Annotated in this window: 12 protein-coding genes; 1 reads left to right on the forward strand and 11 read right to left on the reverse strand. The window is 68.3% G+C overall.

Going from position 1 to position 14,133, the window contains the following annotated elements:
• Nucleotides 1-7 precede the first annotated feature (7 nt).
• Entirely contained in the window at nucleotides 8-2,314 is a 2,307-nt protein-coding gene (locus tag LGR54_RS11865; RefSeq protein ID WP_230362177.1) for a xanthine dehydrogenase family protein molybdopterin-binding subunit, read from the forward strand.
• Between the two features lie 198 nt (nucleotides 2,315-2,512).
• On the opposite strand, the gene LGR54_RS11870 is transcribed toward LGR54_RS11865, so the two are convergent.
• From LGR54_RS11870 to LGR54_RS11920, 11 genes are all read right to left on the reverse strand, one after another.
• Nucleotides 2,513-3,232, reverse strand: a complete 720-nt coding sequence (locus tag LGR54_RS11870; RefSeq protein WP_230362178.1) for a phosphoribosyltransferase — start codon at nucleotides 3,230-3,232, stop codon at nucleotides 2,513-2,515.
• 89 nt (nucleotides 3,233-3,321) lie between these two features.
• A complete protein-coding gene (locus LGR54_RS11875; protein WP_230362490.1) occupies nucleotides 3,322-4,884 on the reverse strand; it encodes a GMC family oxidoreductase in 1,563 nt (520 codons plus the stop codon).
• Between the two features lie 26 nt (nucleotides 4,885-4,910).
• Nucleotides 4,911-5,414, reverse strand: coding sequence for a hypothetical protein (locus LGR54_RS11880; protein WP_230362179.1), 504 nt, complete (start codon nucleotides 5,412-5,414; stop codon nucleotides 4,911-4,913).
• A gap of 12 nt (nucleotides 5,415-5,426) precedes the next feature.
• Nucleotides 5,427-6,593 (reverse strand): LLM class flavin-dependent oxidoreductase, encoded by a 1,167-nt coding sequence (locus LGR54_RS11885; RefSeq protein WP_230362180.1) that lies wholly within the window; start codon nucleotides 6,591-6,593, stop codon nucleotides 5,427-5,429.
• An 11-nt stretch (nucleotides 6,594-6,604) separates the two neighbouring features.
• Nucleotides 6,605-7,558: an acetamidase/formamidase family protein gene (locus LGR54_RS11890; protein WP_230362181.1), complete on the reverse strand. Its 954-nt coding sequence runs from the start codon at nucleotides 7,556-7,558 to the stop codon at nucleotides 6,605-6,607.
• A 12-nt stretch (nucleotides 7,559-7,570) separates the two neighbouring features.
• A complete protein-coding gene (locus tag LGR54_RS11895; protein WP_230362182.1) occupies nucleotides 7,571-8,407 on the reverse strand; it encodes a carbohydrate ABC transporter permease in 837 nt (278 codons plus the stop codon).
• A gap of 13 nt (nucleotides 8,408-8,420) precedes the next feature.
• Nucleotides 8,421-9,344, reverse strand: coding sequence for a carbohydrate ABC transporter permease (locus tag LGR54_RS11900; protein ID WP_230362183.1), 924 nt, complete (start codon nucleotides 9,342-9,344; stop codon nucleotides 8,421-8,423).
• Between the two features lie 150 nt (nucleotides 9,345-9,494).
• On the reverse strand, nucleotides 9,495-10,916 hold the full coding sequence (locus LGR54_RS11905; protein WP_230362184.1) for an extracellular solute-binding protein: 1,422 nt from the start codon (nucleotides 10,914-10,916) through the stop codon (nucleotides 9,495-9,497).
• A 50-nt stretch (nucleotides 10,917-10,966) separates the two neighbouring features.
• Nucleotides 10,967-12,124: an ABC transporter ATP-binding protein gene (locus LGR54_RS11910; protein ID WP_230362185.1), complete on the reverse strand. Its 1,158-nt coding sequence runs from the start codon at nucleotides 12,122-12,124 to the stop codon at nucleotides 10,967-10,969.
• Nucleotides 12,121-13,218 (reverse strand): ABC transporter ATP-binding protein, encoded by a 1,098-nt coding sequence (locus LGR54_RS11915; RefSeq protein WP_230362186.1) that lies wholly within the window; start codon nucleotides 13,216-13,218, stop codon nucleotides 12,121-12,123. Before LGR54_RS11915 ends, LGR54_RS11910 begins: the two co-directional genes overlap by 4 nt.
• A gap of 170 nt (nucleotides 13,219-13,388) precedes the next feature.
• The gene (locus LGR54_RS11920; protein WP_230362187.1) at nucleotides 13,389-14,132 is read right to left on the reverse strand and encodes an alpha/beta fold hydrolase; all 744 of its coding nucleotides are present in this window, start codon (nucleotides 14,130-14,132) and stop codon (nucleotides 13,389-13,391) included.
• Between the last annotated feature and the right edge of the window lies 1 nt (nucleotide 14,133).

Raw genomic sequence — 14,133 nt, forward strand, 5'->3', positions numbered from 1 at the left:
CAGCGCGATGAAATTCGGTGTGGGCCAGCCGTTCCGGCGCGTCGAGGACCAGCGCTTCATCACCGGCACCGGCCGCTACACCGACGACATCCATTATGACGGCGAGGCCTATGGCTTCGTGGTGCGCGCCCCGGTCGCCCACGGCATCCTCAACGGCGTCGACGCCGAGGCGGCGCGCGAGATGCCCGGCGTACTCGCCGTCTATACCGGCGCGGATCTCGCCGCCGACAAGATCGGCACGCTGCCCGCCGTCATCGTGCTCGACAATGTCGAGGGTGGACGCATGCCGACCCCGCCCTATCACCCGCTGGCGCAGGGCAAGGTCACCTATCTCGGCCAGCCGGTCGCCTTCGTGGTGGCGGAGACCGCCATCGAGGCGCTGGAAGCCGCCGAGGCGGTGCTGCTCGACATCGAGGACCTGCCGGCGGTGGTCGATCCCGTGGCCGCCTTCGCCGCTGACGCGCCGCAGCTTCACCCCGAGGCGCCCGGCAATATCGCGCTGCACTGGGCGCATGGCGACGTCGCCGCCACCGAAGCGGCGCTCGCAGCCTCGCACCGCGTCGTCGAGCTGGAAGTGGTCAACAACCGCATCGTCGTCGCCTCGATGGAGCCGCGCAACGCCATCGGTCTCTATGATGCGGAAGCGGACAGCTTCACCCTCGTCACCGGCTCGCAGGGCAGCCACATGATCCGCGGCTGGCTGTTCGAGCAGCTATTCGGCGAGCCGGCGACCAAGCTGCGCGTCATCACCCCGGATGTCGGCGGCGGCTTCGGCATGAAGGCGATCCCCTATCCCGAGCAGGGCCTGGTGCTCTACGCCGCGCGCAAGCTCGGCCGTCCCGTACGCTGGCAGTCGAGCCGCACCGAGGCCTTCCTCTCCGACACGCAGGGCCGCGACAATCTCTCGCGCGCCCGGCTCGGCCTCGACGCCGACAACCGCTTCACCGCGCTGCTGGTGGAGACCATGGCGCCCTGCGGCGGCGCGCTGTCGGCCTTCGGCGTCTACTGCCCGACGCTGTCCGGCCCGCCCATGGCGCCGGGCGTCTACCGCATCCCCGTCGTCGCCACCGATGTGCGCATCGCCTACACCAACACCGCGCCGATGGACGCCTATCGCGGCGCCGGCCGGCCGGAAGCCGCCTATCTCATCGAGCGCATCGTCGACAAGGCCGCGCGCGAACTGGGTCTCGCCCCGGAAGTGCTGCGCGAGCTCAACATGATCGCCGCCGAGGAGATGCCGCACACCACCGGCGCCGGAGTCACCTATGATTCCGGCGACTTCGCCGCGGTGATGAAGACCGGCATGCGGGCCGCCGACTGGGCCGGCTTCCCCGCCCGCCGGGCGCAGGCCGACGGGCTGATGCGCGGCATCGGCCTCGGCTATTACATCGAGCGCACCGGCGTGCCCGGCAAGGAAGGCGCTGTCGTCGAGATCTCACCCGAAGGCGCGGTGACCGTGCATGTCGGCACCCAGTCCACCGGCCAGGGCCACGAGACCACCTATGTGCAGATGACCGCCGAGGCGCTGGGCCTCGATGTCGAGCGCATCACCGTGAAGACCGGCGACACCGACCAGCCGCTGCCCTCGGCCGGCGGCACGGTGGCCTCGCGCTCCATGGTGCATGGCGGCGGCGCGCTGCGCCTCGCCAATGGCGACCTCATCGGCAAGGCGCATGAGCAGGCGGCGAAGCTGCTCGACAGCGACATGCGCGAGGTGGAATTCGAGGACGGCGCCTTCCACGTGCCCGGCACCAACCGCCATGTTGGCCTTCTGGAGGTGGCGGCGAAGGCCGGTGGCCTCACCGGCGTCGGCGATTTCGAGCAGATGATCGGCACTTTCCCCAATGGCGCGCATATCTGCGAGGTGACTGTTGATCCCGACACCGGCTCGATCAAGGTCGAGCGCTATACGGTGGTCGACGATTTCGGCCGCACCCTCAACCCGCTGGTGCTGTCCGGCCAGGTGCATGGCGGCATCGCGCAGGGGCTCGGCCAGGCGATGCTGGAGCGCGTGGTCTACGATCCCGACACCGGCCAGCTGCTGTCCGGCTCCTTCATGGATTACGGCATTCCGCGCGCCGAGGACGTGCCGTTCTTCGACGTCTCCACGCAGAACGTGCCCTGCACCACCAACCCGCTCGGCATCAAGGGCGCGGGCGAGGCCGGCGCCATCGGCGCCCCGCCGGCCTTCATGAACGCGGTGATCGACGCGCTGAGCCCGCTCGGCATCACCGAGCTCGACATGCCGCTCACCCCGTTCCGTGTGTGGGAGGCCATCGAGGCGGCGAAGGCGGGAACGAGCGCGGCGGCGTGAGCGGCCAGCTCCCGTCTTCCGTCAGCAAGCCGTTTTCGGACCTTCCCGGTTCGGGAAGCTCCCTCTCCCCGAGGGGAAGAGGGGTCTTCTTCGCTTCCCGATGTCGCTCCCCCTCACCCGCCGCGACGCGGCGACCTCTTCCCCACGGGGAGAGGTGGAATCAGCGGCACCGCCGTGACTTGGCCGAAGCAGAATGCGCTACGGCACCGCCGGCAGCGTGCCCTCCACCGGCCACCAGCCGTCCTCCCCGCGCGCGAAGAGCGGGCAGCCATAGGCCGCCCTCACCCGTTCCGCCGGCAGCACGGCCGCCACCGCCTCGACCCAGCGATTGGTCTGCTTCATCGCCACCGCCATGCCGGCGATCTCCGCCCCGGCGCGAGCGAGCAGCCGGCAGGCTGCCACCGCCGTGGCGCCGGAGGAAATGGCGTCGTCCACCAGCAGCACCCGCCGGCCCTCGACCAGCGGCAACAGGTTGGGATCGAGCCGCAGCCTTTTCCCGGCCTCCGGCGTGGTGATGGAGGACACCGGCTCGGAGAGCTCGTCGCGGTACCAGAACTTCCGGGAATAGCCGAGCGGCACATAGCGCGCCCGCCCCAGCCGCTCCGCCACCAGCGCCGCGAAGGCAAGGCCGAGCGTCGGCAGGCCCGCCACCACCTCCGCGTCGAGGTCGCGCGCGGCCTCCGCCATCGCGTCCGCCAGCGCCTGCACCACCGCATGCGACGCCTGGTTGGCGATCAGCGAGGCCACGGCGTGCGCGCCGTCCGGCAGCGCGCGCAGCGGCAGCACCAGCACGCGGCCATCGGCGAGGCGCACCGGATAGCCGAAGCGATGCGGCGGCGGCGCCGAGAAGCGCGGCGGCACCGCCTCCGTCAGTTCCTGCCAGTAATCCAGCGTCGGCTCAGTGAAGGTCTCGGACACGTCGCGCCTCATGCAAACGGCCCCGGCTGCGTGCCGGGGCCGTGGGTCTCATTACATTGTCGCCGGCCGCAGGGCCGCCGCCCGGCGCCTCACAACTCGCCGGCCGCCATCTGCTTCGCCATGAAATCCGCCTGGCGGATCGCCAGCGCCACGATGGTCAGCGTCGGGTTGCAGGCGCCGCCGGTGGAGAAGGTCGAGCCGTCGGCGATGAACAGGTTCGGCACCTCCCACGCCCGGCCATTGGCGTCCAGCACGCCGTCCTCGGCCTTGGCCGCCATGCGGTTGGAGCCGAGATTGTGGCTCGCCGGATAGGACGGCGCCTCGATGGAGCGCTTCGCGCCCGCCGCCGCGTGGATGGCGGAGAGCGTCTTGTAGCCGTGCGAGCGCAGCTTCAGATCGTTGGGGTGGTCGTCATAATGGATGTTGGCGACGGGCACGCCGAAGGCGTCGAGCTCGTCGGTCAGCGTGATGCGGTTGCCGGGCTGCGGCATGTCCTCGCCGGACATGAAGATGCCCGCCATGTTGCGGTATTGCTCGATCACCGAGACGAAGTCGCGGCCCCACCAGCCGGGCTCCAGGAAGGCGGCGGTGGTCGGCAGGCCCATCGAGTTCATCTCGATATAGTAGCCGGCGGCGAAGCCGCGCGCGGGGTCGTGGCGTACAAAGTCGTCGATCATGCCGGCCATGATCTCGCCCCGGTGCATGTGCACCGGCTTGTCGAAGATCGACCACACGGTCTGGATGATGTGGCGCAGATAGTGCCGGCCGACATGGCCCCAACCATTGGCGAGGCCGTCGGGGAAGCGCGCGCTCTTCGAGTGCAGCAGCAGCCGCGAGCTCTCCACGCAATTGCCCGCCACCACCACCGCGCGCGCCTTCTGGCGATGCGTCACACCGGCGGCGTCGACATAAACGACGGCGGACGCCTTGCCGGCATCGTCATGCTCGATGAAGGTCACGCGCGATTGTGGGCGCAACTCCAGCTTGCCGGTGGCCAGCGCGCGCGGGATCTCGACATTCAGCGTCGACCAGCGCGAGCCGGTCTTGTCGCCGGTGATGGTGAAGCCGTCCTGGATGGTGGCCGGGCGGCCGTCATAGGGGATGGAGTTGATGGCGTGCCGGCCGGTGGAGACGTTGAGCCCCAGCGCCTTGGCGCCGGCATACATCACCTTGAAATTGTTGTTGGCCGGCAGGCCGGGCAGGCCGTTGGTGCGCGTCACCCCCATCTTCGCCTCGGCGAGCTCGTAATAGGGCTCGATGTCGGCGACGGTGAACGGCCAGTCGATCAGGCTGGTGCCGGGAAGCTCGCCATAGAGGGTCTTGGCGCGGAACTCGTCCTCGATGAAGCGGTAGCAGCAGGCCGACCAATGGCTGGTGGTGCCGCCCACCACCTGGCAGCTCCAGCTCGGCGACAGCGGATGGTCCTTGGCGGCGCGCCAGGTGCCGGAGGCGGTGCGCTTGTCGAGCCAGGACAGCATCTCGTAGCCGCCCCATTCGTCATTGACGAAATCGTCCGGGGTGAGGTGCTTGCCGGCCTCCAGCAGCACCACCTTGATGCCGCGCTTGGTCAATTCGTGCGCCAGCGTGCCGCCGCCGGCGCCGGAACCGACGATCACCACCACGCCGGAATCATCGAGCTCATACTGTGTCATCATGCGTACCTGTGTGCGGTGAGCCGTCAGATGCCGGGAGGCGGTTCGGGCAGCCAGTCGAGATCGTTGAAGCCGCGATTGATGTAGCCGCCGAGTTGCACGGCGGCGCCCTCGTAGCCGAAGGCCTGCCACACCTCGAGGTCGTCATAGAGGAAGCGCACCGTGGAGCGTTGCACCAGCCGGAAGGCCGGCGTCGCCTCGATGGCCTTCAGCGTGTTGACGCGGTAGCTCTCGGACAGATCGCGGAACGGCACCGGCATGGCGCCGTCGACCAGATCGACGAATTCGGCGAAACCCTGCGCCACCGCCGGCAGCTTGGCCGCCAGCGCGTCGAAGGCGAAAACCGTGCGGCGATAGACCCGCTCCGGCAGCGTCTGGTGCGGGTAGAGCGTGTGCGCGGCGGTCACCAGCGTCTCGGCGGCATGGGCGTCGAACACCTTGAGCACGCCCACCCATTCCGGCCCCTCCGGCAGGTCGACCGGCGGCGGCATCTTCGGGTCCTTGTAGGCCGTGATTGCGGTATCGGTCATCGGCACGGTTCCTCAGTTCGCCGGCAGCTGCTCGCCCGGCGGCAGCCAGGCATTGATGGCGGCGGCATTCTTGACGAGATCGGCGGCGTGGCTGGCGCGCGAGCGCCCTTCCGCGATCAGCAGCCGCTCGCGGGTCGGCTGGAAGTGCGGGATGACGTGGCGGGCGAACAGCTCGTAATGGCGCAGCGTCGCCTCGCGATTGGCCCAGTCATGCGCCAGCATCAGGAAGCAGCCGAACTCTCCGGCGCGCCCGGCGAGGCGCTTGAGGAACGCGACCGCGTCGTCCGGCGTGCCGATGACGCCGATGCCGGTCTCGTTCATCCAGGCGATGCGTTCCTCGAACGTATCGCCCACCGCGGTGATCGAGGGCATGGCGATGGTCTTCTGGGTGTACTCGCAGAAGGCGTCGAAGCCGTGCCGCATGTCGGCGACCGCCTGCTCGCGGGTCTCGGCGACATGCACATTGACCACCAGCCGCCAGCGCGACGGGTCCGGCACATGGCCGTGCTTGATCGCCTCCTCGGCATACACATCCCAGTGCAGCGGCGGGGCGGGCATGCCCTCCTTCGGCGAGATCACGCCGGTGGAGAGCAGGCCCAGCCCGTGCTTGCCGGCGATGCGCGGCCCCGCCTCCGAGCGGGTGGCGGCGACGCAGACGTCGAACATCGGATCGGAATAGGGCGCCACCTGGCAGAAGGCATCGACCAGCTTGTAGCGGTCGGTCTCGGCGCTCACCGGCTCCATGGTGGTGAGCAGTTTCATCAGCACGCCGAGATCGTGGTCGAGCGCCGGGCGCAGCTGGCGCGGGTCGAGCCCGAACATCGAGGCGTCGCTCGGCAGGCCGCCCGGCCCGAAGCCGGCCATGAAGCGCCCGCGCAGCAGGTGATCCATCAGGATCATGCGGTCGGCGACATGGTAGGGGTTGTGATAGGGCAGCGGCACGATGCCGGTGCCGAGCTTGATGGTCTTGGTCAGCGCCCCGACATGGGCGAGGAACACCATCGGGTCGGCGATGATCTCGCTGCCGGCGGAATGGTGCTCGCCGACCCACGCCTCCTCATAGCCGAGCGCGTCGATCCACTGGATCGTCTCCATGTTGCGCTGGAGCGAGGTGGTGATGTTCTGTGTCGGCGGCGAGTTCCACGGCGGCATGAAGATGCCGAAGCGCGTCTTCTTCATCGGTCGGCTCCTCAGCGGCGCGCGGGAAGGAATTTCTTGGGCAGCACGCAATGGATGCCCTTGTTGCCGTCCACCGTCTGGGTGACGCGCAGATCGGCGCAGAGCGAGCACAGCGTGTAGGCGTCCTGCGCCGACAGCCCGGAATGCTCGGAGATCAGCACGATCATGTCGCGCAGCGCTTCCTTCACCGCGTCGTCGAGATCGGGATCGAAACCCATGGTGATCCACTCGTCGGCCTTTTCCGCGCGCGGCGTGGTGAGCTTCATGTCCTTGCGGACGTGGAACTCGAAGGTGCCGGTGAGCGCGGTCTCGATGGCGGTGATGCACACCTCGCCGTCGCCCTGCCGCCCATGGCCGTCACCGGCCGAGAACAGCGCGCCGGGCGCGAAGACCGGGAAATAGGTGGTGGTGCCCACCCCCAATTCCTTGTTGTCCATGTTGCCGCCGAACACCCGCGGCTCGGTGGAGGACAGCCGGCCCCATTCCGGCTTCGGCGCCACGCCGAAATTGCCGAAGAACGGCTCCAGCGGCAGTTCCTGCCCCCATGGCAGGGTGGCGATGTTGCGGGCCCGGTCGAGCGGGATGTGCAGGCGCCGCAGCTCGGGGAAATCCTCCGGCAGCGTGCCGAGGAACGGCAACTGGATGTTCCAGCCCCAGTCCGCGCGGAACTTGATGTCCAGCAGCCGCACCTCCAGCACGTCGCCCGGCTCGGCGCCCTCGACGAAGATCGGCCCGGTGAGCAGATGCGGCCCCGGCCCGCGATGGATGCTCGCCATCACCTCGGCGTGCCCCGGCACCGGGGTGAAGCCGGTAGCGGCGAAGTCGGGCAGGTCCTCCGGCTCGCCGGACAGCGTGTCGACCACCACCCGGTCGCCCGATTTGATGGTCAGCGCCGGCGGCAGGGTGGCGTCCCACTTGCCCCAGTTCACGGTTCCCGGCTGTGCCGGCAGATGATGCTCCGCCATCGTTTTTTTTCCTCAGCCCTTGACGGCGCCGAGCGTCAGCCCGCGCACGATGTGACGTTGCAGCACGAACACCACGGCGAGGACGGGGATGAGCGCGGTCATGCCGACGACCGCCATCTCGCCCCAGCGCACGCCCTGGCTGGTGATGAGTTTGGGAATGGAGACCGGCAGCGTCGTCACCGCCTTGCCGCCGAGCATGAAGGCGAACAGGAACTCGTTCCACGCGAAGATGAAGCACAGCACGCTGGTGGCGACGATCCCGTTGCGCAGCAGCGGGAACACCACCCGGCGGAAGATCTGCACCTTCGACCAGCCCTCCAGCGCCGCCGCCTCCTCCAGCTCCACCGGCAGGTCGCGGCAGAAGGAGCGCAGCACCCACACGTAGAAGGACAGGTTGAAGGTCATGTAGGCGAGCGTCAGCCCGAGGAAGCTGTCGAGCAGCCCGACCCTGGCGTAGATCAGGTAGAACGGGATGACGAGGCACACCGGCGGCGCCATGCGCGAGCCGAGGATGAACAGGAACAAATCGTCCTTGCCCTTCATCTCGAAGCGCGCGAACGCGTAGGCGGCCGGCGTGCCGATGATCACGACGAGCGCCGTCGACACCGTGCACAGCACGAAGGAGGTGAGCAGGCTCCAGTGGAAGCCCTGCTCGATCACATAGGAGAAGTGGTCGAGCGTCGGCACGAACAGCCACTGCGTCGGGCGGGCGAACATGGCGTCGTTCGGCTTCACCATCATCGACGCCATCCAGAAGATCGGGAACAGCATGATGGCGGCGTAGACGATGACCAGTGTGGTCCAGAACAGACCGCGCGATCCTTCGGGGCGGCTTGCGGCGTCGGCCATGGTGAAACTCCCCTCAGAACGCGTTCAGGCGCTTCTTGGCGACCTGGTAGAAAATCGAGCAGAAGGCGAAGAAGGCGATCCACACCAGCACCGCCAGCGCCGAGGCCTCGCCGATGTTCCAGAACTCGAAGGTCATCTTGTTGGCGAGGATCGAGGGGGTCTCGGTCGAGATGCCCGGCCCGCCATTGGTGAGGATGTAGATGGTGTCGAACACCTTGAAGGCGTCGATGAAGCGCAGGAGGCCGATCACCGCCAGCAGCGGCGTCATCATCGGCAGGGTGATGTGGAAGAACATCTGCACCGGGTTGGCCCCATCCACCGCGGCGGCGCGGTAGGGGCCGAGCGGCAGCGCCTGCAGGCCGGCGAAGAAGGCCAGCATCATGAACGGCGTCCACTGCCAGATGTCGACGAAGATCAGCGCGTAGAGCGCGAGGTCGGGCGAGGCGAAGATCGAGGTCTCGCCGAGAATGTTGAAGCGCTCCAGCACGTTGTAGGAAAAGAACCCCCACGAGCCGGCGAGCATGATCTTCCACAGAAGGCCGACGACGATCGGCGCCATCATGGTCGGCATGAACAAAAGCGGGATGAGGATGGAGCGCCCGCGCACATTCTGGTTCAGCACCAGCGCGCCGATCAGGCCCAGCATGAACTCGATCGGCACCGCGATGAACACGAAGGTGGTGGCGACGCCGATGGAGTTCCAGAACCGCTCATCGGTGAGCAGCGTCATGTAGTTGTCGAAGCCGACGAAGTCGCGCACCCGGCCGAACTTCGCCTCGTGGAAGCTCAGGTAGATGGCGTAGATGAACGGCGCCAGCGACACCACCACCAGGGTGATCATCGAGGGCGCGATCAGCAGGTAGGGGTACCAGGCGCGCTCGCGCATCCCCGCGCCCTGTGGGCCGGCCGCCGTCATCGTCTCGCTTGCGCTCGCCATCCTGCCTGTCCGTCTTTCTGCGTGGTCATGCCTGTCGGGAAGAAGGGCCGGGACGCGGGGGCACGCGTCCCGGCAGGCGGCCGGCTGATCGGTTGGGGGCGCCGGCCGTAGCGGGGCGCCGGAAGCACGGGGCTCCCGGCGCGCACGAGATCACAGCGTGCAGGACTTGCCGCCGCAGAGCTTCACCAGGATGGCCTGGCCTTCCTTGGCGCCCTGCTCGGGGGTCATCTTGCCGAGGCCGACCTGCTGCGCGATGCCGCTCATGGCATCGAACATCTCCGGGTACTTCTCCATCTTCGGCCGTGCGGTGGCGACATCGAGCGAGGACTTCATCGCCGCGAACAGCGTCGGGTTGGTGCTGCCGGTGATCGCCGGCGCCGCCCACGAGCTCTCGCGGATCGGCACGCCGCCCTGGCCGATCTCGATCAGCTTGTCCTGCTGCTTCTTGTCGGCCAGCCACTGCAGGAACAGGAAGGTCGGCTCGGGGTTCTTCGAGGCGGCGCTGATCACGGTGACCGACGGCTCGGCGTCGGCATGGCGGTGCGCCTCGTTGCCGGCCTTGGCCGGGATCGGGGCATAGACGAACTTGCCGGCGTAGGGCGACACGCCGGGCTTGTCGATGCCGAGCACGAAGTCCGACCAGGCCAGCGACTGGGCGGCGATGCCGTTGCCCATCACGGTGGGAACGTCGACCAGCGAATATTCGGCGATGCCGGGCGGGGCGAAGGTCCACAGCTCGCGCCACATCTTCAGCGCGGCGACGGTCTGCGGGCTGTCGAAGGTCGGCTTGCCGTCCTTGTCGAGCAGGTCGCCGCCATAGTTCTCGATGAAGTTCACCCACAGGTTCGAGAAGGTAGAGCCGCCCTTGATGCCTTCGAGAACGATGCCGTAGAAATCGCTGGTCAGCGGCTGGCCGGCCAGCGTCGAACCCTTCTTGCGGGTGAAGAACTCGGCGATGTCGCGCATCTGCTCGATGGTCTTGGCCGGGGCGAGCTCATAGCCGTACTTGGCCTTGAACGCCGCCTTCTCCTCCGGGTTGTTCAGCAGGTCGGCGCGCGCCCAGTAAACGTGGTTGTAGTTCCAGTTGATGAAGCCGTACTGCTTGCCGTCGCTGAAGGCGGTGGTCTTGTACGGCGCCTGGATGAAGTCGGCGGCGTTGAGGCCGGGGTCCGACAGCTTGGGATCGGCGACGAACTTGTCGAGCGGCATGATCACGCCGGCCGACAGCATCGGGCCGAGCTGGGCGCCGTGCAGCATGATGGCGTCGTAGTGGCCACGGCCGGACAGCATGTCGGCCTGGCCCTTGTTGATCACCTCGAAATGGTTGAGCAGCTCCCACTCGACCTTGATCCCGGTCTCCTTCTCGAAGTCCGGCACGATCTTGGACAGCGTCTCCTGCAGCGGCGTGATCTCGTCGAGCACGCGGATGGTGGTGCCCTTGTAGGGCGCGCCCGCCTTCGCATAGAAGCCGGCATCCTGCGCCAGGACGGGCTGGGCGGAGGAGACCACCATCGGCACGGTGAGTGCCGTGGTTGCCGCCAAGGCGGCGGCGAAGCACCAGATTTTACGCATTGTCGCTCTTTCCCTCTGTTTTGCCGTTAGCGGCTTATGCAGGTTCGTCGTCAGTCGCCGGAAAGCGCCCGGCCCGTCGCCCCGTCGAAGAGCACCATCCCTTCGACCGGAAATGTGAGGCCGACGCTCCGGCCGATGCCGCCATCCGCGCCGAGGGCCTCGGATTGCGCCATCGAGGTCTTCACCTTGGCGAGCAGGCTGCCGAGATCGATGGTGACGATCGCGTGCTTGCCGAACGGCTCGTTGGAATAGACCTCGGCCGGCACCGCATCCGGCGCGTCCGGCGCGGCGAAGCCGATGGCGTCGGGGCGCACGCCGAGCGTCACCCCTGCCCCGCTGGCGCGCTCCGCCGCCCGCGCCAGCGCGCCGGTCAGCGTCACCTTGAGCGCCCGGCGGGTGAAGACGACGGCACCGTTCTCGCGGCTCAGCTCGCCGTCGATCAGGTTCATCGGCGGGTCGCCGAGCAGCTTGGCCACCCGCGTGCTCGCCGGACGCAGCCAGATCTCCTCCGGCGTGCCGAGCTGTTCGAGGCGGCCATGGTCGATCACCGCCACCCGGTCGCCGACCGACAGCGCCTCCATGCCGTCCGGCGTCGACCAGATGGTCGGCACCGGCAGGCCGGAGAGCCGGCGGCGGATCTCGCCGCGCAGCTTGTGGCGCAGCTTGGCGTCGAGATGCGAGATCGGCTCGTCGAGCAAATAGAGCGAGGGCGACTGCACCAGCAGGCGGGCCAGCGCCACGCGCTGCTTCTGCCCGCCGGACAGCGCGCCGGGCAGCCGCTCATGCAAATGGCGGATCTCCAGGAGCTCCAGCACCTCGTCGACGCGCTTGTCGGCATCGGCGGGCGAGAGCCGGCCGCCCGGCGCCTGCAAGGGCGACAGCGCGTTGCCGCGTACGGTGAGGTGCGGATAGAGCGCGTAGCTCTCGAACATCAGCGCCACCCCGCGCTGGCCGGCCGGCACCTCGGCCATGGCGCGTCCGCCGAGCTCGACCGCTCCGGCGTCCGGGCGCTCCAGCCCGGCGAGGATGCGGCAGAAGGTGGTCTTGCCAGCACCGGAAGGGCCGGTCAGCGCCAGCAGCTCGCCCGGCTTCACCTCGATACCGATCTCGGCCAGCACCTTGTGCGGCTGGCCCTTGGAGGAAAAGCTCTTGGAAATGCCGCGGGCGATCAGCCCGTTATGGGTGGACATCCGCACAGGAGCGTTCACGGCGCCACCTCCAGGTTCTTCTGGCTCGCGGCATCGAAGACCAGCAGCCGGCCGACATCGAGCCCGACCGCCACCTTGTCGCCCGCCCGCCAGTCCGACGGCCCGGCGATCTCCGCCACCAGCTTGCCGCCGGCGCCGGTACCGGCATCGAGCACCACGGTGAGCACGTCGGCATCGCCGCGCGGCTCGCGATAGATGATGGTGCCGCGCGCCGCCGCGCTCCCCGCCGCGTCCGGCGGCAGCAGCGTCACATGCTCGGGACGGATGCCGGCGACGATGGCGCCGTCGGGCAGCTTGACCCGCCGCGCGGTGCTCAGCGTCACCTCCCAGCCCTCGCCGACGATGCGGTTGGCGGCATAGGCCGCCTTCATCAGGTTCATCGGCGGCTCGCCGATGAAATTAGCGACGAACAGATTGGCCGGGCGCTCATAGAGGTCCTGCGGCGCCCCCACCTGCTGCAAAACGCCGTGATTCATCACCGCCACCCGGTCGGCCATGGCGATGGCCTCGGTCTGGTCATGGGTGACGAGGATGGAGGTCACCTGCCGCAGCTTCTGCAGCCGCTTGATCTCGGCGCGCAGCTGCACCTTCTGGTCGGCGTCGAGATGCGACAGCGGCTCGTCGAACAGGATCACTTCGGGGTCGCGCACCAGCGCCCGGCCGATGGACACGCGCTGCATCGCCCCGCCCGACAGGCCGCGCACCGGCTGGTCGGCCATCTGCCTGAGGCCGAGCAGCTGCAGCACCTCGCCGATGCGGGCGGAGGCCGGCTGGCCGGTGATGCCGCGCACCTTCAGCGGGAAGCCGACATTCTCCCACACCGTCATGTTCGGGTAGAGCGCGTAATCCTCGAACACCATGGCGATGTTGCGCTCGCCCGGCGCGAGGCGCGACACCGGCTTGTCGCCGAACCAGATCTCGCCGGAGGACACGCTCTCGATGCCCGCCGCCATCTTCAGCGTCGTCGACTTGCCGCAGCCCGAAGGCCCCAGCAAGGCGAGCATCTCGCCGGCGCCGCAGGCGAGGTTGAGTTCCTTTACGGCATCAACCTCCCCGTAACGCTTGAAGACCGACTCAAAGGCGATGGACGACATCCGGCACTCCACTGGCTATGCCGATGAACAATCCAAGTTCTGTGCCAAAGTGTGCTGGTGTATAGACACTCTAGCCGACAGGGCCGTGGACCCCCCTCTCGCCGCTAAACATCTGCTTAAAAAAGCGGCCGGGAGGCACCCTTTGCCGCCAGAATGTGCGCCGCGCGCGCCTAGGCGCCCGTCCGCGCGACAACCTCGTCGATGATCCCGGCGAGCGCCGCCGGCGCCGAGAGGAAGGGCGAGTGGTCGCCCTCGAGGGTGAACACTTCCTCGCAGGGCGTCTCGGCGGTCATGGCGCGCTGATAAGCGAGCGACACCGCCTTGTCGGCCGTACCCTCGACATAGAAGCGCCGCACCCGGCCGAAGCCCGCCGCGCTCAGTTCCAGCCGGTCGGTATAGACCTTCATCCGCTGCGGCGTGAGCCGCCCGGCCGCCCAGGCGGCGTCCTCCGGCGCGCAGCTATTGTAGAACACCTCGGGCGCCGCCTCGGCCGGGAAGGTGGCGGTCAGCCCGTCCGCCGCCACCTGCATGTTCTTCAGCACCAGGTCCTCGACGCCGAGATCGGCATGCGCGTCGAGAAAGCTGACCAGGCTCGCCCCATCGGTAAGCAGCAGTCCGTTGATGTAGACGCAACCCGCCAGCCGATGGGCGCGGCGCTCGCTCGCCTGCGCGCTGACGATGCCGCCCATGGAGTGGCCGATCAGCAGCACATCGTCCGGCATCTGGTCGATCGCCCAGCAGATGCGCGTCACATAGCTGTCGAGATCGGCGGTCGCCGGCGGGGCGTCGTCGCCGCCGCTCGCCGGCAAATCGGGCGCCAGCACGGCGTGGCCGCGCGCCTCCAGCAGCGGCAGCAGTTTCTGCCAGCACCAGGCGCCATGAAACGATCCATGCACGAGAACGATATTCGCCATG

Source organism: Ancylobacter sp. Lp-2, assembly GCF_020523795.1.
Classification (GTDB): domain Bacteria; phylum Pseudomonadota; class Alphaproteobacteria; order Rhizobiales; family Xanthobacteraceae; genus Ancylobacter.

Excerpts from the sequence above, each read along its gene's own strand:
- LGR54_RS11880 (WP_230362179.1), bottom strand. The coding sequence starts at position 5,414 with ATGACCGATACCGCAATCACGGCCTACAAGGACCCGAAGATGCCGCCG.
- LGR54_RS11885 (WP_230362180.1), bottom strand. The coding sequence starts at position 6,593 with ATGAAGAAGACGCGCTTCGGCATCTTCATGCCGCCGTGGAACTCGCCG.
- LGR54_RS11875 (WP_230362490.1), bottom strand. The coding sequence starts at position 4,884 with ATGACACAGTATGAGCTCGATGATTCCGGCGTGGTGGTGATCGTCGGT.
- LGR54_RS11865 (WP_230362177.1), top strand. The coding sequence starts at position 8 with ATGAAATTCGGTGTGGGCCAGCCGTTCCGGCGCGTCGAGGACCAGCGC.
- LGR54_RS11920 (WP_230362187.1), bottom strand. The coding sequence starts at position 14,132 with ATGGCGAATATCGTTCTCGTGCATGGATCGTTTCATGGCGCCTGGTGC.
- LGR54_RS11895 (WP_230362182.1), bottom strand. The coding sequence starts at position 8,407 with ATGGCCGACGCCGCAAGCCGCCCCGAAGGATCGCGCGGTCTGTTCTGG.
- LGR54_RS11915 (WP_230362186.1), bottom strand. The coding sequence starts at position 13,218 with ATGTCGTCCATCGCCTTTGAGTCGGTCTTCAAGCGTTACGGGGAGGTT.
- LGR54_RS11890 (WP_230362181.1), bottom strand. The coding sequence starts at position 7,558 with ATGGCGGAGCATCATCTGCCGGCACAGCCGGGAACCGTGAACTGGGGC.
- LGR54_RS11905 (WP_230362184.1), bottom strand. The coding sequence starts at position 10,916 with ATGCGTAAAATCTGGTGCTTCGCCGCCGCCTTGGCGGCAACCACGGCA.
- LGR54_RS11900 (WP_230362183.1), bottom strand. The coding sequence starts at position 9,344 with ATGGCGAGCGCAAGCGAGACGATGACGGCGGCCGGCCCACAGGGCGCG.